16 protein-coding genes are annotated in these 19,519 nt (G+C 56.3%); 9 read left to right on the forward strand and 7 right to left on the reverse strand.

What is annotated here, in order from left to right:
• Window positions 1-10: 10 nt before the first annotated feature.
• The 3 genes from NI40_RS04260 to NI40_RS04270 all read right to left on the reverse strand — a co-directional run bounded on the left by NI40_RS04260 (window position 11) and on the right by NI40_RS04270 (window position 2,563).
• The gene (locus NI40_RS04260) at window positions 11-505 is read right to left on the reverse strand and encodes a molybdopterin-dependent oxidoreductase (RefSeq protein ID WP_039263874.1); all 495 of its coding nucleotides are present in this window, start codon (window positions 503-505) and stop codon (window positions 11-13) included.
• Between the two features lie 400 nt (window positions 506-905).
• Window positions 906-1,493, reverse strand: a complete 588-nt coding sequence (locus NI40_RS04265; protein ID WP_045143162.1) for a cytochrome b — start codon at window positions 1,491-1,493, stop codon at window positions 906-908.
• On the reverse strand, window positions 1,490-2,563 hold the full coding sequence (locus NI40_RS04270) for a catalase family peroxidase (RefSeq protein WP_039263875.1): 1,074 nt from the start codon (window positions 2,561-2,563) through the stop codon (window positions 1,490-1,492). The genes NI40_RS04265 and NI40_RS04270 overlap by 4 nt, the downstream gene beginning before the upstream one ends.
• A 365-nt stretch (window positions 2,564-2,928) precedes the next feature.
• Here NI40_RS04270 and NI40_RS22460 point away from each other — a divergent pair, with 365 nt between their 5' ends.
• Window positions 2,929-3,222 (forward strand): hypothetical protein, encoded by a 294-nt coding sequence (locus NI40_RS22460; RefSeq protein WP_071884809.1) that lies wholly within the window; start codon window positions 2,929-2,931, stop codon window positions 3,220-3,222.
• Here the strand turns inward: NI40_RS22460 and NI40_RS04275 are convergent.
• Together NI40_RS04275 and NI40_RS04280 are read right to left on the reverse strand one after the other, a co-directional pair.
• Window positions 3,219-5,003: a diguanylate cyclase gene (locus NI40_RS04275; protein WP_039263876.1), complete on the reverse strand. Its 1,785-nt coding sequence runs from the start codon at window positions 5,001-5,003 to the stop codon at window positions 3,219-3,221. The two genes, NI40_RS22460 and NI40_RS04275, sit on opposite strands and share 4 nt — an antisense overlap.
• A gap of 120 nt (window positions 5,004-5,123) precedes the next feature.
• The gene (locus NI40_RS04280) at window positions 5,124-6,233 is read right to left on the reverse strand and encodes an AI-2E family transporter (protein ID WP_039263877.1); all 1,110 of its coding nucleotides are present in this window, start codon (window positions 6,231-6,233) and stop codon (window positions 5,124-5,126) included.
• A gap of 168 nt (window positions 6,234-6,401) precedes the next feature.
• Between NI40_RS04280 and NI40_RS04285 the strand changes: the two genes are divergently transcribed.
• The 7 genes from NI40_RS04285 to tauD all read left to right on the forward strand — a co-directional run bounded on the left by NI40_RS04285 (window position 6,402) and on the right by tauD (window position 13,384).
• On the forward strand, window positions 6,402-6,785 hold the full coding sequence (locus NI40_RS04285; RefSeq protein ID WP_039263878.1) for a GFA family protein: 384 nt from the start codon (window positions 6,402-6,404) through the stop codon (window positions 6,783-6,785).
• A 253-nt stretch (window positions 6,786-7,038) separates the two neighbouring features.
• Window positions 7,039-8,439, forward strand: a complete 1,401-nt coding sequence (gene mmuP / locus NI40_RS04290) for an S-methylmethionine permease (RefSeq protein ID WP_023334652.1) — start codon at window positions 7,039-7,041, stop codon at window positions 8,437-8,439.
• On the forward strand, window positions 8,426-9,358 hold the full coding sequence (gene mmuM, locus NI40_RS04295) for a homocysteine S-methyltransferase (protein WP_039263879.1): 933 nt from the start codon (window positions 8,426-8,428) through the stop codon (window positions 9,356-9,358). Before mmuP ends, mmuM begins: the two co-directional genes overlap by 14 nt.
• A gap of 613 nt (window positions 9,359-9,971) precedes the next feature.
• Window positions 9,972-10,934, forward strand: coding sequence for a taurine ABC transporter substrate-binding protein (gene tauA / locus NI40_RS04300; RefSeq protein ID WP_023293188.1), 963 nt, complete (start codon window positions 9,972-9,974; stop codon window positions 10,932-10,934).
• A gap of 10 nt (window positions 10,935-10,944) precedes the next feature.
• Window positions 10,945-11,712, forward strand: coding sequence for a taurine ABC transporter ATP-binding subunit (gene tauB, locus NI40_RS04305; protein WP_039263880.1), 768 nt, complete (start codon window positions 10,945-10,947; stop codon window positions 11,710-11,712).
• Window positions 11,709-12,536 (forward strand): taurine ABC transporter permease TauC, encoded by an 828-nt coding sequence (gene tauC / locus NI40_RS04310; RefSeq protein ID WP_039263881.1) that lies wholly within the window; start codon window positions 11,709-11,711, stop codon window positions 12,534-12,536. Before tauB ends, tauC begins: the two co-directional genes overlap by 4 nt.
• Window positions 12,533-13,384: a taurine dioxygenase gene (tauD, locus tag NI40_RS04315; protein WP_039263882.1), complete on the forward strand. Its 852-nt coding sequence runs from the start codon at window positions 12,533-12,535 to the stop codon at window positions 13,382-13,384. Before tauC ends, tauD begins: the two co-directional genes overlap by 4 nt.
• A gap of 69 nt (window positions 13,385-13,453) precedes the next feature.
• Here the strand turns inward: tauD and NI40_RS04320 are convergent, their stop codons facing one another.
• Both NI40_RS04320 and hemB read right to left on the reverse strand, forming a co-directional pair.
• Entirely contained in the window at window positions 13,454-15,178 is a 1,725-nt protein-coding gene (locus tag NI40_RS04320) for a lysophospholipid acyltransferase family protein (protein WP_039263883.1), read from the reverse strand.
• Window positions 15,179-15,305: 127 nt separating this feature from the next.
• Window positions 15,306-16,280: a porphobilinogen synthase gene (gene hemB / locus NI40_RS04325; RefSeq protein ID WP_028017695.1), complete on the reverse strand. Its 975-nt coding sequence runs from the start codon at window positions 16,278-16,280 to the stop codon at window positions 15,306-15,308.
• Between the two features lie 451 nt (window positions 16,281-16,731).
• Here hemB and NI40_RS04330 point away from each other — a divergent pair, with 451 nt between their 5' ends.
• On the forward strand, window positions 16,732-19,506 hold the full coding sequence (locus tag NI40_RS04330) for an autotransporter outer membrane beta-barrel domain-containing protein (RefSeq protein ID WP_039263884.1): 2,775 nt from the start codon (window positions 16,732-16,734) through the stop codon (window positions 19,504-19,506).
• The last annotated feature ends 13 nt before the right edge of the window (window positions 19,507-19,519 follow it).

The following is a 19,519-nucleotide window of genomic DNA, read 5'->3' on the forward strand; positions in this document are numbered from 1 at the left end:
TCCTGAACGACTACTCAATCTTCATTTTGCTAACCTGCCATGCTGATCGTGAGTAATAAATCTGATTATTCAACTCAGGAAGACTGTCATAGGGGTATACAATGAACGATGGGCCTTTATCGCGGATGCGCATATATTCGCCATTGACCTTTAAGGCAAGTATGGCGTTGTATTTTTTAAAGTCGCTGAGAGGGATCACGGTAGAGTAATCATTGAGCGCAATAACATTAACGTTAGTTCCCTTCGCACCCACATACTCCATGAGTTTGTTCATTGGAACACCCTCAAACTTCGTACGACCATTATACCAGGGAGATGTCGTCTCGAAACTCACTACTCCGAGTTTTTCAAGGCTGGCGAGATCAAACACTGCTTTTCCATTTTCATTGGTATTTTCTATATTACCGTAAATCGTTAAAATGGGTTTACCAACTGGTTTTGGCAGGTCGCCAGCCCAGGTTACACTTTGTACGAGACAGCATAACAGCAGTAGGGTTAATCGCATTTTGACCTCCACCTTTTGAACATAAGTATAAGAATTATAATTTAGATATCACACGAGTTTATATATTTTGTTGAGGAGTAAGGGGTTTTATCGTTTTTGTTGATATAAACCCATTTTAATCAATGGGTTAGGCGTTGCGGGTGACAGGGTGTTTGATACTAGAGCGACGCTTAACTTTTTGATAAAAGCTAAAATTGCGGGCATAAATGCTCTTCTGTTTAAAAAATAATCGCTTTAATTGATGGATATGAACTTCCGCGACAATTTTAGGATGTCCTTGGCTTTTTGGGGCGCGAATCTGGAGACTAAATACGCACCCCGGTTGTGTCCGTTGTTTCAGGATGACGACGATAAGCGAGGACACGACCATTCTGATGGTGCGTGTCCCATATCGCTTGCCTTACTTCATGTCATCCTGGATGGCTGACGCCGACTTCCCCCCTTTCGCCATGCTGGAAAACACTGCGTCCCGGTAGATCCACGCATGAACGAGTGCGGCAGAGATATGGACCAGCACCACAGCAAAAAGCAACTTTGCCAGAAGGCTATGGGCGTCGTGACACCAGGCATACAGTGCTGGACTGTTCGGGGCAATCGCCGGCAGGTTGACGCCACTAAACATCACAATCGGCAGCCCGGCTGCCGACAGTTGCGCCCAGCCCAGCAGCGGCATTGCCAGCATTAACCCATACAGCATCCAGTGTGATGCCTTTGCTGCAAGCACCTGCCAGACGGGCAAATCAGCAGGAAGTGGGGGCGTCCGGCTAAGGAGCCGGTTGACCAGACGCACCAGTGCCAGCAGTAAAATGGCGACACCCAGCGGCCGGTGCAGGTCGATTAACCAAATCCGGTGATGTAACGACGTCATCATTGCGGCACCGATGAAAAGCATGGCCAGGATCATCACCGCCATCAGCCAATGCAGGCTTCGCGCCAGGATATTGAAATGCTGCGGCGCGTGCTCTCGCATATCTTTATTCGAGCTCATTTTACCTCCTGCTTTTGCACAGCTTCGGTGGCCTTGCCGTAGCCGATTTCCCGCTCACGGCGACTGAAAGAGTGGGAATAGGCAGCGGAACGGGCGTTTAAGATGGGATCATCAGACACTGCAACGCCTGCAGGAACAATCGAAGGGTCAAAGTTAACGTCGCGGCACGCGCCCTCGGATTGTGCTTCGACACGCGTCACTTCCAGCGTGCCGGCAACCATCTGTTTGCGATCGTCCGGCCATGGCTGGGAAGGGTCATCCACCGGATCGCCCCGCTGTGCGAGCTGCAAAACGTAATCCCAATAGAGTGGCTTCTGCGCCAGGCGCTGACGCAGGTTTTCGAACAGGAAGTTGTCATTGGCTTTCTGTCGTTGTTCATCGCTCATAGAAAGGAAAGGCTCGTGCGGACGCATCATCCAGCGAACGGCCTGGCGATCTCCCTGCGAGTTCACAAGATAAAAGGCGTTAATGCTGTAAAACGTCGCGCCCGCGAAGCTGCCGGGCGCGGGTTTTTGTGCCGCCCATTTAAGGTATTTCTTCGCCTCCGGGTACGCTTTCAAAAAGTCTGCGAGACGCTGTGGATCCGGTTTGCCAGTGGCTGCATCGACAGCCGTGGCTTTTCGCAAGGCCAGAAAACCTTCCGGACTGTGCGTGGCGAAGAAAGGCTCGTTGTTCATCGCCATTCGCCATTGCTGCTTGTCATCTGTCTTCAGCAGCAGCGCCATGCTCAGGGTTTTGGTCGTACTATCCGGGGCATGGGGATCGCCAGTACCAATAGAGAATCGGCCCACCACGGGCACTTCCTGCTGTGAGAAGAGGCGGGAGGTTGAAAGAGAATTTGCCGAGCCGTTTGGCGTAAAGGTGCCAGCAAAGCAGATGCCTTTTCCATGCGCGCGGCGAAAACCCGGCGGGAAGGGTTTCGGTGTTTCACCCACCAGTGCCTGGCTGACCGTGCGTGAACCAAGCCAGCCCGCCGTCCATGCAAAAGCAAATGCCAGCGTACCGGCGACAACGGCGATCGATGCCAGCGCGCCCCAGGTTTTTTTGGATCTCAAATCCAGTTTCGACATAGACGTTTTTCCATAACAAAATATCTTCACATGTCATGCACAACGTATTGCGCGTGACATGTGTTAATACAGTGGCGAATATGGTTTGAGTATAAAAATTAAGGGGCGTAAAGAAAGAATATCACGAAAAGTTTAAACCTTTTCGCCGTCACAAAGGAGGGCTACTTATCACAACGGTAATTGTGGCAGGACAGGTTCTTACTGAGAAATAGTGACGAAATATGTAATTTAAACTTTTCTATTTCTCAAGCGAGAACGTGTAAGGTTTGTTGTTCCTGACGAATTAGATTCATTGATGTAAATCAGATTATCTCTTTCATTCGCCGCTTATCGTGTGCACACCTTTCCTTAAAACGAATCAAAAAATGAAAAAAAGACCATTCTTGATGGTGCTTTGCGCTGTGTGCTGCTTTTTTGTTGCGGACATCGCTATGGCAAAAAACAGTTCAGTTTCCAGTGAACAGGTTAAAGAGAACGTTATTGCAGAGTCGATCGCATCTTATCCCGGAGTATGCGCCTGTCCTTTTAACCGGGCCAGAAACGGAAGCGCCTGCGGCAGACGCAGCGCATGGAGTAAAGCGGGAGGCTATGCTCCCATTTGTTATAAAAATGAAGTTACGGATGAGATGGTAAAGCAGTGGCGTGAAAATAATAGCTAACCCGCCTCCAGCATCCCAAAGCTCACAATCCGCGCGCGGCCCAGCTCTTTCGCCCGGTACAAGGCCACATCCGCGGCGCGCAGCAGGTTGTCAGTCTGGGCATGTTGCGGGTAGCTGGCAATGCCAATCGACACATCCACCGGCCCAATCTCGGTCAGCCCGTAGCGAAGCGACAGCTCATGCACGCTATTGTAAATCTTCTGCGCGCAGGCGTGCGCTTCTGGTTCATCGGCACCGGGAAGCAGGACCAGAAACTCCTCGCCCCCGTAGCGGAATGCGAGTCCGTTGTCATGGGCGGCACGCTGGACAATTGACGCCACGCTTTTAATCACCTGATCGCCCGCTTCATGGCCGAAGCGGTCATTGATGCTCTTGAAGTGATCGATGTCGATCATCATGCAGCTTAACGGCTCGCCGGTGCGCATCGCCTGTGCCGTTTGGGTTTGCAGGGTATCTTCCAGATGATGACGATTACGCAGGCCGGTGAGCGGGTCGAACAAGGCTTTTTCCAGCAACGCGTCGCGCAGACGCTGGTTGGCCAGCGCCAGCCCGAGCGCTTCGGCCATCAGCTCCAGATAGGCGCGGGAAGGGGCGTTGTCCGCCGTAATATTCTGGAAGGAGAGCAGGCCAATGGCCTCGCCCTGGGCGATAAGCGGCACGCACAGCGAGCTTTCAGCTTGCGATGCCGGAAGATGGTAGCAGGCGATATCCGGCTCACCGTTTACCGGCGGGTGGCTCTGCCCGCGACGCACGGCCCAGCACTCGTCCGGGTGGAAGCTCGTCTCTTCACCAACAGGTGAAAGCCAGTGTGCGACGCAGCGCATCTGCCATGGCTCCCGGTCAAGGACGTAAAGTCGCCCCGCGATCCCCGGCGCGATATTAGGCGCAAACAGCTCCGCCACGTTAATCACATCGTTAAAGTTCTCACACCCCTGCAGCCGCTGGGTCATGCGCGCCAGCAGCTCGCGGATGGCCCAGTCGGCATCGCGCTCTTTTTCCAGACGCTGTCGCGCCAGGCCGTTTTCGCGGAAGATGCGGATGGCCTGGGCCATGTCGCCAATCTCATCTATCTGGTTGAAATTGGGCGTTTCAACCGCGTAATCCTGGGATGCCAGGCGATGCACCACGTCGCTCAGGCGCACCACGGGGCGCAGCACGCGGCGCTTTAATATAAAGCCGAGAACAAACAGGAACAGCAGGGCGGTCAGGCCGACCATCAGCTCAGAGGCCGTACGCAGCGCTTTCGATTTTTTTGTCGCGTCCTGAACGGAGGCGATGACGCGTTTGTCGAGTATCTGGCGGAAGTGATCGAGCTGGCTCTGCGCGCGCTCCAGCTCCTGCTCATAGGGCGCACCGTAGAGCAGCGCAACGGCCTGCGCGTCTTCTCCTCGCTCAAGGCTGGAAAGGGCGGTTTGCTGCTCGTCCTGCAGCTCATCGACGATCTTTATCCCTTCATGCAGCAGGGCCAGTTCTTCATCCGATGCGCCGTTATCCTGCAACTTTTCCAGCCGAAGCTCGATGCTCTTCAGGCTGTTTTCCGCCTGGTTATATTCCTTGAGAACCTGAGGATCTTTTTTAATGACGTACAGCCGTGCTAAATCAGACTGGGCCCAGATATCGGTTTCGATATCTTCCGTGAGCTGATCAAATTTCTGCCGTTGTTCAACGGCCTGACGCTCGAGGGTATCAGCGCTGGACGCCATCAGCATGATGATGCCGGAGGCGATGGTCAGGCAGACCGTGGCACCATAGGCCCAGTTTGTTATCGTCGCGATTCGCACCTGATGATCCTTTTACGACATGAGTAGGATGGCGTTCTTTCAAATTATAGAAAACGTTTGATTTAAGGCGAAAAAAAAGGCGGCACAGCGCCGCCTGGTGTGGTCTATATCGTCACATCCTCACAATTCTGGAGGATTTTTTCCTTCTTCGATGAAGTCGGGGTCCAGCTCTTCGGCGTTACCTTCGTGATCGCGCCCTGAGAAGAGGTTCCAGCAGGCGATAAACAGCGCGGCAATGAGCGGCCCAATCACAAAGCCGTTAATGCCGTACAGCTCCATGCCGCCGAGGGTGGAGATCAGAATCAGGTAGTCCGGCATTTTGGTGTCTTTCCCGACCAGCAGCGGGCGCAGGATATTGTCCACCAGCCCGACGATAATCACGAAGAAGCCGACAATAAACAGCCCTTGCCAAAGCTGATGGGTGGCGAACAGGAAAATGGCGGCCGGCACCCAGACAATCGCCGAGCCGATGGCGGGAACCAGCGAGAGGAAGGCCATCAGCGCGCCCCAGAGCACGCTGCCGTCAATACCGGCAATAGCAAACGCAATCCCGCCGAGGATGCCCTGAACCACCGCCACCGCCGCCGTACCTTTTACCGTGGCACGCGACACGCCGACGAATTTGGCGAACAGGTGCTGCTTGGCGAAATCAGACAGCGGCAGGGAGTCGAGGATTTGGCGCACCAGATACGGGCCGTCTTTCAGCAGGAAGAACAGCAGATAAAGCATGATGCCGAAGCTAATCGCAAAGCCAAACGTGCCCTTGCCAATCAGAAACGCGCTGCCGGCGAGATATTGCCCGCCCTGCAGGGCGACATCAGAGAGTTTTTTCTGGATCTGCGCCGCGTTGGTCAGGTTGTGATCCGCCAGGAAGCCGCTGGCCCAGTCAGGCAGATGGTTAAAGATGCTCGCCACCACTTCCGGGAACTGGGTGTTGTTCTCCTGAAGCTTCGTGTAAACCATGTTCAGCTCAATGGCGAGCGAGGAGAGGATAACCATCAACGGTATAAAGACGATCAGGCAGATAATGCCAATGGTCAACAGCGAGGCAAGCCCGTTGCGATCCCCCAGCGCGGCGCGCAGCCTGTTTTTTACCGGGTTAAAGATGACGGTCAGAATGGCGGCCCAGAGTATCGCGGAGAAGTAGGGCGACAGTATGTCGAAGAAGGCCCAGGTGACGAGGGCGAGAATAAAAATGAAGAAACCTTTGGTCAGTCCATTAAAGCGCATAGTGATTCCTGGTAACGAATAAGCAGAGTCGACTATAGAACTGATTTGAGGATTTACCAATAATTCTGCCGCTGGCGTGCCGGGCGATGGCTTCGCGTCTGACCCGGCATACAGACCTCAATAATGTGTTATGTTTTGATGAGATTTTAAACAGCTCAGGACGACAGCATGGAAAAGGTCTTTTCAGGTGGGTGCTTATGCGGCTCGGTTCGCTTTACCGCTGCGAATGGGGGCAATGTGCACACCTGCTCGTGCGATATCTGTCAGAAACACACCGGCGCACAAACCGTCGTATGGATTGAGTTTCCGGCGGAAAACGTGCAGTGGATCGGTCCGGGCGGACGTCCGGCGACATGGCGATCGTCGGACTACTCCAGCCGGGCGTTTTGCCCCACCTGCGGCAGTTCAATTGGCGCGATTGATGATTCACCCACCGTTGCCTTATTTACTGGCGTGTTTGACGATCCGGACCAGTCGGAGTTTGCCCCGGAAAATCACTCCTTCGACGACATGATGCCTGCCTGGTGGCGACATACCATGAGGGAAGCGTAAAAGTATGATCCGAGGGTTCATCGTTACCACTTTCGGCTGACCGAAGATCGCCGCTTCCCGCACCATGCTGTAAGTATCTGCTTGCGGAGGTGCTTATGGCCTGGCGTCCGATTCTCTATGTGATCCTCACGACCCACCCCAGACTCAGCGCGAGGCGTGCCCGTTTGCGTCTGGTCATCTAGCTTTTTATTAACAATCGCGGTATAACACACCTTCTTTGGATGTTTAGATGTCCATACGTATAGAAGGTAATATGCAAACACAACAAGAAAATGGGCAGCTTAAGCGCACCATGAAAACGCGCCACCTGATTATGCTCTCGCTGGGTGGCGTGATTGGGACAGGGTTATTCTTCAATACCGGATACATCATTTCAACGACCGGGGCGGCGGGCACGCTGCTGGCGTACCTGATAGGCGCGCTGGTGGTCTGGTTGGTGATGCAGTGTCTGGGCGAGCTTTCCGTGGCGATGCCGGAAACCGGCGCGTTCCACGTTTACGCCGCCCGCTATCTTGGCCCGGCGACGGGCTACACCGTGGCGTGGCTCTACTGGCTCACCTGGACGGTGGCGCTCGGCTCCAGCTTCACCGCCGCGGGGTTCTGCATGCAGTACTGGTTCCCCCAGGTGCCCGTCTGGGCCTGGTGCGTGGTCTTCTGCGTGGTGATTTTTGGCCTGAACGTCATCTCTACGCGCTTTTTTGCGGAAGGCGAATTCTGGTTCTCCCTGGTGAAAGTCATCACCATTATCGCCTTTATTATCCTTGGCGGGGCGGCGGTCTTTGGCTTTATCCCGATGCAGGACGGTTCCCCCGCGCCGGGCTTAAGCAACATCACCGCCGAAGGCTGGTTCCCGCACGGCGGCCTGCCGATCCTGATGACCATGGTGGCGGTGAACTTTGCCTTCTCCGGGACGGAGCTCATCGGCATCGCGGCGGGCGAAACGGAAAATCCGCACAAGGTGATTCCGGTTGCGATCCGCACCACCATTGCGCGCCTGATTATCTTCTTCATCGGCACCGTGTTTGTGCTGGCGGCGCTGATCCCGATGCAGCAGGCGGGCGTGGAAAAGAGCCCGTTCGTGCTGGTGTTTGAAAAGGTCGGTATTCCTTACGCGGCTGACATCGTTAACTTCGTGATCCTGACGGCGATCCTCTCGGCGGCGAACTCGGGCCTGTACGCTTCCGGGCGCATGCTGTGGTCGCTGTCGAACGAGAAAACGCTGCCGCGCTGCTTTGCCCGCGTGAACAAAAACGGCGTGCCGCTGACGGCGCTCTCGGTCTCTATGCTCGGCGGCGTGCTGGCGCTGTTCTCAAGCGTCGTGGCCCCGGACACGGTGTTTGTCGCGCTCTCGGCGATTTCTGGCTTTGCGGTGGTGGCGGTGTGGATCAGCATCTGCGCGTCGCACTTCGTTTTCCGTCGCCGTCATCTGCAGTCCGGCCAGCCGCTCTCTGCGCTGCAGTACCGCGCGCCGTGGTATCCGCTGGTGCCGGTGCTCGGTTTTATCCTCTGCGTGGTGGCCTGTGTCGGCCTGTGGTTTGACCCAAGCCAGCGCATTGCCCTTTATTGCGGGCTTCCGTTTGTCGCCCTGTGTTATGGTGCGTACTACCTGACCCGAAATATGACATCGCAGGAGCCTGAACATGTCGCAGAATAACCCGCTTACCGCCATCCTTGAAAAACAGCCGTTTGTGGTGCTGGATGGCGCGATGGCGACGGAGCTGGAAGCGCGCGGCTGTAACCTGGCAGACAGCCTCTGGTCAGCCAAAGTGCTGGTGGAAAACCCGGAACTCATTCGCGAAGTGCATCTCGATTACTACCGGGCGGGCGCGCAGGTGGCGATCACCGCCAGCTATCAGGCCACGCCTGCGGGGTTTGCGGCGCGCGGTCTGGACGAAGCGCAGTCCCGCGCGCTGATCGGTAAAAGCGTGGAGCTGGCGCGTAAGGCGCGCGAAGCGTATCTGGCTGAAAACCCGCATGCGGGCACGCTGCTGGTGGCGGGCTCCGTGGGGCCGTACGGCGCGTATCTGGCGGATGGCTCAGAGTATCGCGGCGACTACGTGCGCAGCATCGAGGAGTTTACTGCCTTCCACCGTCCGCGCGTGGAAGCGCTGCTGGATGCGGGCGCTGACCTGTTGGCCTGCGAAACGCTGCCTTCGTTTGTGGAGATCAAGGCGCTGGCGGCGCTTCTGGCCGGGTACCCCCGCGCCCGGGCGTGGTTCTCGTTCACCTTACGCGACAGCGAGCACCTGAGCGACGGCACGCCGCTGCGCGAGGTGGTCAGCGCGCTGGCAAACTCTCCGCAGATTGTCGCGCTGGGCATTAACTGCATCGCCCTGGAAAACACTACCGCGGCGCTGAAGCATCTGCAAAGCCTGACGTCGCTGCCGCTGGTGGTCTATCCGAACTCGGGCGAGCATTATGACGCGATAACCAAAACCTGGCACCACCACGGCGAAGCGTGCGAGACGCTGGTAGGGTATCTGCCGCAGTGGCTGGAAGCCGGCGCGAAGCTGATTGGCGGATGCTGTCGCACCACGCCGAAAGACATTGCTGAGCTGAACGCGCAGCGCTGATGCCCTCACCTTGATCCCCTCCCACGAGGCTGAGGGATCCCCACATAATAATACCTCCACGGACGGCTCCCTCTCCCTCAAGGGAGAGGGCTGGGGTGAGGGGGAACATACGGCTGTGGTGGTCATTCCGTTCACTTCATGTTCCTTGCTACTTTGTAACGACATGGCCTGTGAACGTGCCAGGGCGGCTCAATCGCCGCCGCCCTGGCGACCCGGGCTCCCGGCGGTAAATCGCCGCTTCGCGGTGCCCTCAGCTTATTCCTTCAGGCTATCGGGTCGGGCATGAGCCTGCATCCCTGCAGGCCACGCCCTCTCGGCGCATCCGTGCGCCTCGCCCCGGCCTTACGGAAACGCTTCGGCGATTTACAGCCGGACCGAAACATCGCTTTAAGCCATTTATTTTCCAGATACCACATGCATCGCTTCAGATGAAAAAATTACTGGGTAACCCTCCGCCCACGGGGAGAGGGAAAAAAACGAACCGCACAAAATTCGCTATCCTTTCCCGCTTTTTATCTAAAAACGAATCGTTATGAGCGATTCATTTTTATTCCTTTATCAAAATTCCCGCGCCGGAAATACTGCCCTCATAACAACAAGGGGAGCAGACATTATGGCAATTTCATCGCGAATCACACTTCTCGGCGCACTGGCGCTGTGGGCATTTCAGGCGCAGGCGGTGGACGTCACCGTCGCGTATCAAACCTCTGCGGAACCGGCGAAAGTCGCGCAGGCGGACAACACCTTTGCGAAAGAGAGCGGCGCGAAAGTCGACTGGCGCAAGTTCGACAGCGGGGCGTCCGTCGTGCGTGCGTTAGCCTCCGGCGACGTGCAGATCGGCAATATCGGCTCCAGCCCGCTGGCGGTTGCGGCCAGCCAGCAGGTGCCGATCGAGGTTTTCCTGCTCGCCTCGCAGCTCGGTAACTCTGAAGCGCTGGTGGTGAAGAAGAACATCACCAAACCGGAAGATCTGATCGGCAAACGCATCGCCGTGCCGTTCATCTCCACCACCCACTACAGCCTGCTGGCGGCGCTAAAACACTGGGGCATCAAGCCGGGTCAGGTACAAATCATCAACCTGCAGCCGCCGGCGATTATCGCCGCCTGGCAGCGCGGGGATATTGACGGGGCTTACGTCTGGGCTCCGGCAGTGAACGAACTGGAAAAAGACGGCACCGTGCTGACGGACTCTGAAAAAGTGGGCCAGTGGGGCGCGCCAACCCTCGACGTGTGGGTCGTGCGCAAGGACTTCGCCGAGAAACATCCTGAAGTGGTGAAAGCCTTCGCCAAAAGCGCGATTGACGCCCAGCAGCCGTATATCAGCAACCCGGATGAATGGCTGAAGCAGCCCGCCAACCTGGAAAAACTCTCCCGCCTGAGCGGCGTGCCGGAAGCGGACGTGCCGGGGCTGGTGAAAGGCAATACCTATCTGACGCCCGCGCAGCAGGTGCAGCAGCTGACCGGGCCGGTGAACAAAGCGATTGTGGATACCGCCACCTTCCTGAAAGAGCAGGGCAAAGTGCCTGCGGTAGCGGCGGATTACAGCCAGTACGTGACCGATCGTTTTGTGAAATAAGGAGTACGCCATGCTGAATATTACGAACCTGTACGCCGATTACGGCGGGAAACCCGCGCTGGAGGACATCAACCTGACGCTGGACAGCGGTGAGCTGCTGGTGGTGCTGGGCCCGTCCGGGTGCGGAAAAACCACGCTGCTGAATCTGATCGCTGGGTTTGTCCCTTATCAGCATGGCACCATCCAACTGGAAGGCAAAAAGGTGGAAGGCCCGGGCGCCGAGCGCGGCGTGGTCTTCCAGAACGAAGGATTGCTTCCCTGGCGCAACGTGCAGGAAAACGTGGCGTTTGGGCTACAGCTTGCGGGCATCAACCGCGAACAGCGGCTGGAAACGGCGCGGGCGATGCTGAAAAAAGTGGGGCTGGAAGGGGCGGGAAAACGCTTTATCTGGCAGCTTTCCGGCGGCCAGCGGCAGCGCGTCGGTATTGCCCGCGCGCTGGCAGCGAATCCGCAGCTGTTGCTGCTGGACGAGCCGTTCGGGGCGCTGGATGCCTTCACCCGCGAGCAGATGCAAACCCTGCTGCTGCGCCTGTGGCACGAGACGGGCAAGCAGGTGCTGTTGATTACCCACGATATCGAAGAGGCGGTGTTTATAGCGACGGAGCTGGTGCTGCTCTCGCCGGGGCCGGGCCGCGTGCTGGAGCGCTTGCCGCTGGATTTCGCCCGCCGTTACGTCGCGGGAGAGCCCGTGCGCAGCATCAAATCCGATCCGCTGTTTATCGAACAGCGTGAATACGTCTTAAGCCGCGTGTTTGAACAACGGGAGGCTTTCTCATGAGCATCGTCTTCAGTGAAAAAACGCGCCGCACGCGTCTGGCGCTGCGCTGGCCTTTCTCGCGCCAAATCACGTTGAGCGTCGGTACGCTGCTGGTGCTGCTGGCGGTGTGGTGGGCGGTTGCTGCCCAGCAGTGGGTCAGCCCGCTGTTTCTGCCGCCGCCGGGCCAGGTGCTGGCCAAACTCATTACCATCGCCGGGCCGCAGGGCTTTATGGATGCCACGCTCTGGCAGCATCTTGGAGCCAGTCTGGCGCGTATTCTGGTGGCGCTGCTGGCAGCGGTAATTATCGGGATACCGGTCGGGATCGCGATGGGCTTAAGCCCGACGGTGCGCGGTATTCTCGATCCGCTGATTGAGCTTTACCGTCCGGTGCCGCCGCTGGCCTATCTGCCGCTGATGGTGATCTGGTTTGGCATCGGTGAAACGTCAAAAATCCTGCTGATTTATCTGGCCATTTTCGCTCCGGTTGCCATGTCGGCGCTGGCTGGCGTGAAGAGCGCCCAGCAGGTGCGGATCCGCGCGGCGCAGTCGCTGGGGGCCAGCCGCACGCAGGTGCTGCTGTTCGTGATTTTACCGGGCGCGCAGCCGGAGATTTTAACCGGGCTGCGCATCGGTCTCGGCGTGGGCTGGTCCACGCTGGTGGCGGCAGAGCTGATTGCGGCCACGCGCGGCCTTGGGTTTATGGTGCAGTCGGCGGGAGAGTTCCTGGCGACTGACGTGGTGCTGGCAGGGATCGCGGTGATCGCCGCGATCGCCTTCGGATTAGAACTGGGGCTGCGCGCGTTACAGCGCCGCCTGACGCCCTGGCATGGAGAAATACAATGAGTGAACGTCTGACTATTACCCCGCTGGGGCCGTACATTGGCGCGCAGGTGTCGGGCCTGGATGTGACCCGTCCGCTGAGCGATAACCAGTTCGAGCAGCTGTACCACGCGGTGTTGCGCCATCAGGTCGTTTTCCTGCGCGAACAGGCGATCACCCCGCAGCAGCAGCGTGCGCTGGCCCTGCGCTTTGGCGATCTGCATATCCACCCTGTCTATCCGCATGCGGAGGGGGTGGAGGAGATTATCGTTCTGGATACCCACAACGATAACCCGCCGGACAACGACAACTGGCATACCGACGTGACCTTTATCGAGACGCCGCCCGCCGGGGCGATTCTGGCGGCGAAGCTGCTGCCGGAAACCGGGGGGGATACGCTGTGGACCAGCGGGATTGCGGCGTATGAGGCGCTCTCCGCGCCGTTCCGGACGCTGCTGAGCGGGCTGCGGGCGGAGCACGACTTCAAAAAATCGTTCCAGGAATACAAGTATCGCAAAAACGAAGAGGAGCATCAGCGCTGGCAGGAGGCGGTTGCGAAACATCCTCCGCTGCTGCACCCGGTGGTGCGGACCCATCCGGTCACGGGCAAGCAGGCGCTGTTCGTGAACGAAGGGTTCACGACGCGCATTGTGGACGTGTCCGAGAAAGAGAGCGAGGCGCTGTTGAGCTTCCTGTTCGCGCATATCACCAGGCCGGAGTTTCAGGTGCGCTGGCGCTGGCAGGAGAATGACCTGGCGATCTGGGATAACCGCGTGACGCAGCACTACGCCAATGCGGACTATCTTCCGCAGCGCCGGATTATGCAGCGGGCGACGATCCTGGGGGATAAGCCGTTCTACCGTGCGCCTTGATCCTCTCACCCTAACCCTCTCCCCAAAGGGGCGAGGGGACTGCCCGGTGCGGTTTTCACCCTCTCCCTTTTAGGGAGAGGGCTGGGGTGGGGGTATTAAATGCGCCTCAATATACCGCTGATAGCGGTTCGCCTTCAGGTAACACAAATCCACCAGCACCAGTCCGTCGACGCAGTCGTTAAACGCCGGGTCGCTGCCAAAATCAATAAACTGCACGCCGCCGGGTTCGCAAAGCTCGGAATACTGCTTGTAGAGCGGCGGAATGCCGCAGCCCAGATTGCCGAGCAGGGATTTGAGCTTTGTCAGATCGTCCACGTAATCCACGCCGCCAAACTGCGCGAGCACGTCCGGCAGCGATGCGGGATACGGCTGACGTGACGCGGCGAGCGGATGCGTTGCCGGGAACCACAGGCGGTAAAAGGCCACCAGCAGATCCCGCGCGGCAGGCGGTAAGCCGCCGGAAATGGAGACCGGGCCAAACAGGTAGCGGTAGTTCGGATAACGCGCCAGGTAAGCCCCAATGCCGGACCATAAATAGTCCAGGCCGCGGCGTCCCCAGTAGCGGGGCTGAATAAAGCTGCGCCCCAGCTCAATGCCGTGTTCCAGCACGTCCTGCATTTTGTCGTCGTAGTGGAACAGGCTATAGCTATACAACCCTTCCAGACCGCGACGTTCAACCTGTCTGGCGGTCGGCATAAAGCGATACGCGCCGACGATCTCCAGATCCTCATCATCCCACAGGATCAGGTGCAGATAATCATCATCGTAGCAGTCGGTGTCACGGCGTTTGCCGCTCCCTTCCTCGACCGCGCGAAAGGCAATCTCGCGCAGGCGGCCCAGCTCGCGCAGCAGCGGGGCGTCTTCCTGACCGTTGCGCTGCCAAAGATAGATGGTTTTACCGTCGCTTGTATTGCCCAGACATTCGGCCTGCGCCAGCGCGCGTTTCAGGGTGGCCCGGTCTTCCGGACGGGCAATGGCGCACTGGGTTTTAAAGACGCCAGGCAATCCCTTGCCAAGACGCATCACGTGCTGACGGCACTGTTCGGCCATCTCACGCGACGAAAGGGTGGCGCTGTGCCAGTGATGCCAGGCGATCTGCTGGCCGATTTTAATCGGCAGCTGGCTATGGCGGCGGCGGAACATCTGCTGCATCAGCAGCAGCATCGACAGCGTCGGGGAGACCAGCGTGCTGGCATAGAAGAGCAGGCTGTTATGCGCCTGAATATGCACCGGCAGCAGCGGGGCGCGCAGCTTGCTGGCGAGTTTGATAAAGCCAGAGTGCCACTTTTTGTCGCGAATGCCTTTGCGCGTGGGGCGGGAAACTTCTCCGGCCGGGAAGAAGATCAGCACGCCTGCGTTTTGCAAATGCTGTTCCATCTGAACCAGGGACGATTTCGCCGTCCTGCCGCCCATATTGTCCACCGGAATAAACAGCGAGCTGAGGGGCTCAAGGTGGGTTAGCATCCGGTTGGTCACGACTTTAACGTCGCGTCGCACGCGGGAGACGGCGTACATCAGCGCCAGGCCGTCCAGCGTACCCGTCGGATGGTTGGCAATAATGACCAGCGGGCCATGTTCGGGGATTTGTTCAAGATCGCGGGCGGAAACGGTGCAGAGAATATCAAGGTGTTCAAGAACTTGCTCCACCATATCCAGTCCTTTCAGGTGGCGGTGTGCTGCGGCAAATTGCTGAAATTCGTCTTCGTAAAACAGTCTTTTTAACAGACTTTTTTGCCAGGGTGCAGGCCTCGCCTGAGGCCAAAGATCGTCGAGAACGCTATCGAGGCTAAACATGGTTACTCCTCCTGCCGTCTTGCGAAGACAGTAGAAGGAGCAGATGTCGGTTATATTGCAGTTTGGTGAAGATTAGCGCAGAGAGCAGGCCGGGTAAGGCGAAGCCGCTACCCGGCGCTAGAGCGGATTAACGCAGGATTTTCTTCTCGGCCAGATCCAGCGCGAAGTAGCTGAAGATCAGATCCGCGCCTGCGCGTTTGATGGCGCCGAGGCTTTCGAGGACCACTTTCTCTTCGTCAATCGCACCGGCCAGCGCGGCGAATTTGATCATCGCGTACTCGCCGCTGACCTGGTAAGCGCCCAATGGCAGCTCGGTGCGCTCGCGGATGTCGCGCAGGATATCGAGATACGCGCCCGCTGGTTTCACCATCAGGCAGTCTGCGCCCTGGGCTTCGTCGAGCAGGGATTCGCGAATCGCTTCCCGACGGTTCAGCGGGTTCATCTGATAGGTTTTACGATCGCCCTTCAGCGCCGTACCGGCCGCTTCGCGGAACGGGCCGTAGAATGAGGAGGCAAATTTGGTGGAGTAAGACATGATTGCGGTGTCGGTAAAGCCCGCCGCGTCCAGCGCCTGACGGATCGCCTGAACCTGTCCGTCCATCGCGGCAGAGGGCGCGATGAAGTCCGCACCCGCAGCAGCAGCCACGACCGCCTGTTTGCCGAGGTTCAGCAGGGTGGCATCGTTATCGACACCGTGATCGCACAGCACGCCGCAGTGGCCGTGAGAGGTATATTCGCAGAAGCAGGTGTCTGACATAACCACCATTTCCGGCACGGTCTCTTTGCAGATGCGCGACATGCGGGCAACGAGGCCATCTTCTTTCCACGCGTCGCTGCCGGTGGCATCGGTATGGTGAGAGATGCCGAAGGTCATCACCGAGCGGATCCCCGCGTTGGCGATGCGTTCAATCTCACGCGCCAGATATTTCTCCGGAATGCGCATTACGCCCGGCATGGCTTCGATGGCTTTGTAGTCATCGATCTCTTCTTCGACAAAAATCGGCAACACCAGATCGTTTAAGGTCAGGGTTGTCTCTTCAAACATAGCGCGCAGTGCAGGTGACTTGCGCAGGCGGCGGGGACGTGCAATTAAATCGGTCATGGTATGCCTGATGTTTGTGGAACAAAGAAGGCTAGTGTACCTCAAAGTGAAGACCGGTGTTTTGGTAAAAGTGGGCATTTTATTTTTGTAAAATGTGATGGGGCTGGCTTTCTGGCATCAATATATAATGCAGGGCAGTATAACGCCGAAATGGAGATGAGTTATTCATATTGTTTTTATATTAAATAGAAAACATCATTGAAAATGATTCATTATATATTTTTATATGTGTCTTATTGTTGTGTCTGTATTTTAATGCTTTGTTTTTATAATATTTATCTGTAGTGACAGATGCTTTCTCTGTTTTGATGTGTTATTAGTCTGGATACGGACTTAATGGAAACATTCATTGAACCTTTTCGAAATGAAAATGCATAATTCCCTCCGCAATTAAACATTGCAAAATCATTGATGGACAAACTTGCTTACGTCCCTGAGGAGGGATGACCCAATGCAAACATGGAAAAAGAAACTCGTTGTATCTCAACTTGCATTAGCCTGCACCCTGGCTATCGCTTCTCAGGCCAATGCGAAGGATATTTCCGGTACGACATATAATACATTCGGATACGATAATACCGCTTCCACTCCCTGGTATTATGGCTATGCCGACTGGGATTACTCAGACGCGACCCACGACGGTGATATTTATCCGGTGATTAATAAAAGCACCGTGAATGGTGTTATTTCAACATACTATCTGGATGATGGCATCAATGGTCGGGCGAATGCGTTAAGCATTTCCAACAGCACCATTAATGGCATGATTACCTCTGAATGTATGACCTCCTCATGTGCTGACGGCCTGGATACCGATGGCACCAACCATTCTCAATACGATCGTTTTAGCCTGACCGTAGATAATTCCACCATTAACGATACCTATGAGCATTATGCGTATGACGTCGTGAATGGGGAAAATACGGAAAGACATTATCTGGACACATATAATCTGGGTAATGCGATTACCCTGGATGTGGAGTCCGATATTGTCATCCAGAATAATTCCCACATTGCCGGTATTACCCTGACGCAGGGTTATCAGGAGTTGGATAACACTCCTTACGACGGTGTTGAAGGCGTAGCCAACAGCAGCAAAGTATTTACCGACACGCTGGTGGTGAAAGACTCCGTTCTGACCTCAGGGGCATACAGCGATCTGGGGACCAGCGGGTTCTACGGTCAAACCGCGAAACCGAGCGACTACGGTGAAACGAATGCCACGGGAGCGGATGATGCGGCGCTGATCGTTGCCGCTAGCGCGTCTGATAACGCGATGCAGACCACTGCCACGTTCGATCATTCCACCGTTACTGGCGATATTCTGTTCTCCAGCACCTTCGACAACAACTTCTATCCGAACGGCGATCCGGCAACGGATACCAGTGCGGACGGTGTCTATAACCCAACCACCAACGGCTGGGATGGCACCGATAAGCTGGATGTCACCCTGACCAACGGCAGCAAGTGGGTCGGTGCAGCACAGTCCAGCGTCGAGGCTATCGGCCCAGCGCAGATGTATGGCCTGGGCTACAGCAACGTAGACTGGAGTAGCTTATCCCCTAACAGCATTTGGCCGGATTCCGTTTATGACAGCAACGGACACGTTGCGGGTGAAGCGGTGTATCAGAGCGGGCTGTTTAACATCGCGCTGGATAACGGCTCAGAGTGGGATACCCGCAAGCTTTCTAACATCGACACGCTGACGGTAAACAACCAGTCTCAGGTTAACGTTGAAGACTCTGGTCTGCTGGCGGACTCCATCACCCTGACCAATGCTTCATCAATGAATATTGGAGACAGCGGTGCTGTGGCGACCGACCATCTGTATCTGGACAGCTATAGCCGTGCGGCACTGACGGAAGAAACGGCCGAACTGTATGCCAACACCATCACCGTGGATAACGGTGCTGAGCTGGCGCTGGGGCTGGGTCAGGTTGATACGCACAATATGGAACTGACCGATGGCGGGGTGCTGAACGTTGCCAGCCGTGATTACGTCCTGAACAGCGATCTGAACAACGCACGCTATATCACTAACGATAAGTACAGTGCCGATTACGACTACGGTGTTGTGGCGATTAACTCTAATGGCCATCTGTCAGTAAACGGTGACGTTGCAGGTAACTACCAGGTGCGCATCGACGATGCGACCGGTGCCGGTTCCGTTGCTGATTACAAAAACAAAGAGATTATTCGCGTCTATGACAATAACGCGGATACCACAGCCAGCTTCACTGCCGCAAACAAAGCCGATTTAGGTGCTTACACCTACCAGGCGCAGCAGCAGGGTGATTCCGTTGTCCTTCAGCAGAAAGAGTTGACCGATTCTGCCAATATGGCGCTGAGCATCCCTTCTGCCAATACCAATATCTGGAATCTGCAGCAGGATACCGTCGGCACGCGTCTGACCAACAGCCGTCACGGCCTGGCGGATAACGGCGGGGCGTGGGTGAGCTACTTCGGTGGCAACTTCGACGGTGACAATGGCGTTATCAGCTACGATCAGGACGTGAGCGGTATTATGGTGGGTCTGGACACCCAGATTGACGGTAATAACGCGAAGTGGATCGTCGGTGGTGCGGCAGGTTTCGCGAAGGGTGATACCAGCGATCGTACCGGTCAGGTCGATCAGGATAGCCAGACTGCGATGATCTATGCGTCAGCGAAGTTCATGAACGATCTGTTCCTCGACAGCTCTCTGAGCTACACCCGCTTCAACAGCGATCTCTCCGCTAACATGAGCAACGGTCAGTACGTTGACGGCAATACCACGAATGATGCTGTTGGTTTTGGGCTGAAGCTGGGCTATGACTGGAAGCCAAACCTCTCTGGCTACGTTACGCCATATGCAGCCGTATCTGGCCTGTTCCAGTCTGGCGATGATTATCGTCTGAGCAATGACATGCGCGTCGATGGGCAATCTTACGATAGCCTGCGTTATGAACTCGGCGTTGATACGGGTTACACCTTCAACTACGGCGGCGAACAGGCTCTGACGCCTTACTTCAAACTGGCCTACGTCTATGACGACGCCGATAACAATGCCGATATTAACGGTGACAGCATTGATAACGGCGTGAAAGGCTCTGCTGTGCGGGTAGGACTGGGCACCCAGTTCAGCTTCACGAAGAACTTCAGTGCGTACACCGATGCCACTTATCTGGGCGGCGGCGACGTTGATCAGAACTGGGGCGCAAATCTGGGCGTGAAATATACCTGGTAATGAATAAAAGCGG

It is taken from the genome of Enterobacter sp. E20 (assembly GCF_000801755.2).
GTDB lineage: Bacteria > Pseudomonadota > Gammaproteobacteria > Enterobacterales > Enterobacteriaceae > Enterobacter > Enterobacter asburiae_B.

Coding starts and splice junctions, on each gene's coding strand:
- NI40_RS04260 (WP_039263874.1), bottom strand. CDS start 505: ATGCGATTAACCCTACTGCTGTTATGCTGTCTCGTACAAAGTGTAACC.
- NI40_RS04265 (WP_045143162.1), bottom strand. CDS start 1,493: ATGAGCTCGAATAAAGATATGCGAGAGCACGCGCCGCAGCATTTCAAT.
- NI40_RS04270 (WP_039263875.1), bottom strand. CDS start 2,563: ATGTCGAAACTGGATTTGAGATCCAAAAAAACCTGGGGCGCGCTGGCA.
- NI40_RS22460 (WP_071884809.1), top strand. CDS start 2,929: ATGAAAAAAAGACCATTCTTGATGGTGCTTTGCGCTGTGTGCTGCTTT.
- NI40_RS04280 (WP_039263877.1), bottom strand. CDS start 6,233: ATGCGCTTTAATGGACTGACCAAAGGTTTCTTCATTTTTATTCTCGCC.
- NI40_RS04285 (WP_039263878.1), top strand. CDS start 6,402: ATGGAAAAGGTCTTTTCAGGTGGGTGCTTATGCGGCTCGGTTCGCTTT.
- mmuP (WP_023334652.1), top strand. CDS start 7,039: ATGCAAACACAACAAGAAAATGGGCAGCTTAAGCGCACCATGAAAACG.
- mmuM (WP_039263879.1), top strand. CDS start 8,426: ATGTCGCAGAATAACCCGCTTACCGCCATCCTTGAAAAACAGCCGTTT.
- tauA (WP_023293188.1), top strand. CDS start 9,972: ATGGCAATTTCATCGCGAATCACACTTCTCGGCGCACTGGCGCTGTGG.
- tauB (WP_039263880.1), top strand. CDS start 10,945: ATGCTGAATATTACGAACCTGTACGCCGATTACGGCGGGAAACCCGCG.
- tauC (WP_039263881.1), top strand. CDS start 11,709: ATGAGCATCGTCTTCAGTGAAAAAACGCGCCGCACGCGTCTGGCGCTG.
- tauD (WP_039263882.1), top strand. CDS start 12,533: ATGAGTGAACGTCTGACTATTACCCCGCTGGGGCCGTACATTGGCGCG.
- NI40_RS04320 (WP_039263883.1), bottom strand. CDS start 15,178: ATGTTTAGCCTCGATAGCGTTCTCGACGATCTTTGGCCTCAGGCGAGG.
- hemB (WP_028017695.1), bottom strand. CDS start 16,280: ATGACCGATTTAATTGCACGTCCCCGCCGCCTGCGCAAGTCACCTGCA.
- NI40_RS04330 (WP_039263884.1), top strand. CDS start 16,732: ATGCAAACATGGAAAAAGAAACTCGTTGTATCTCAACTTGCATTAGCC.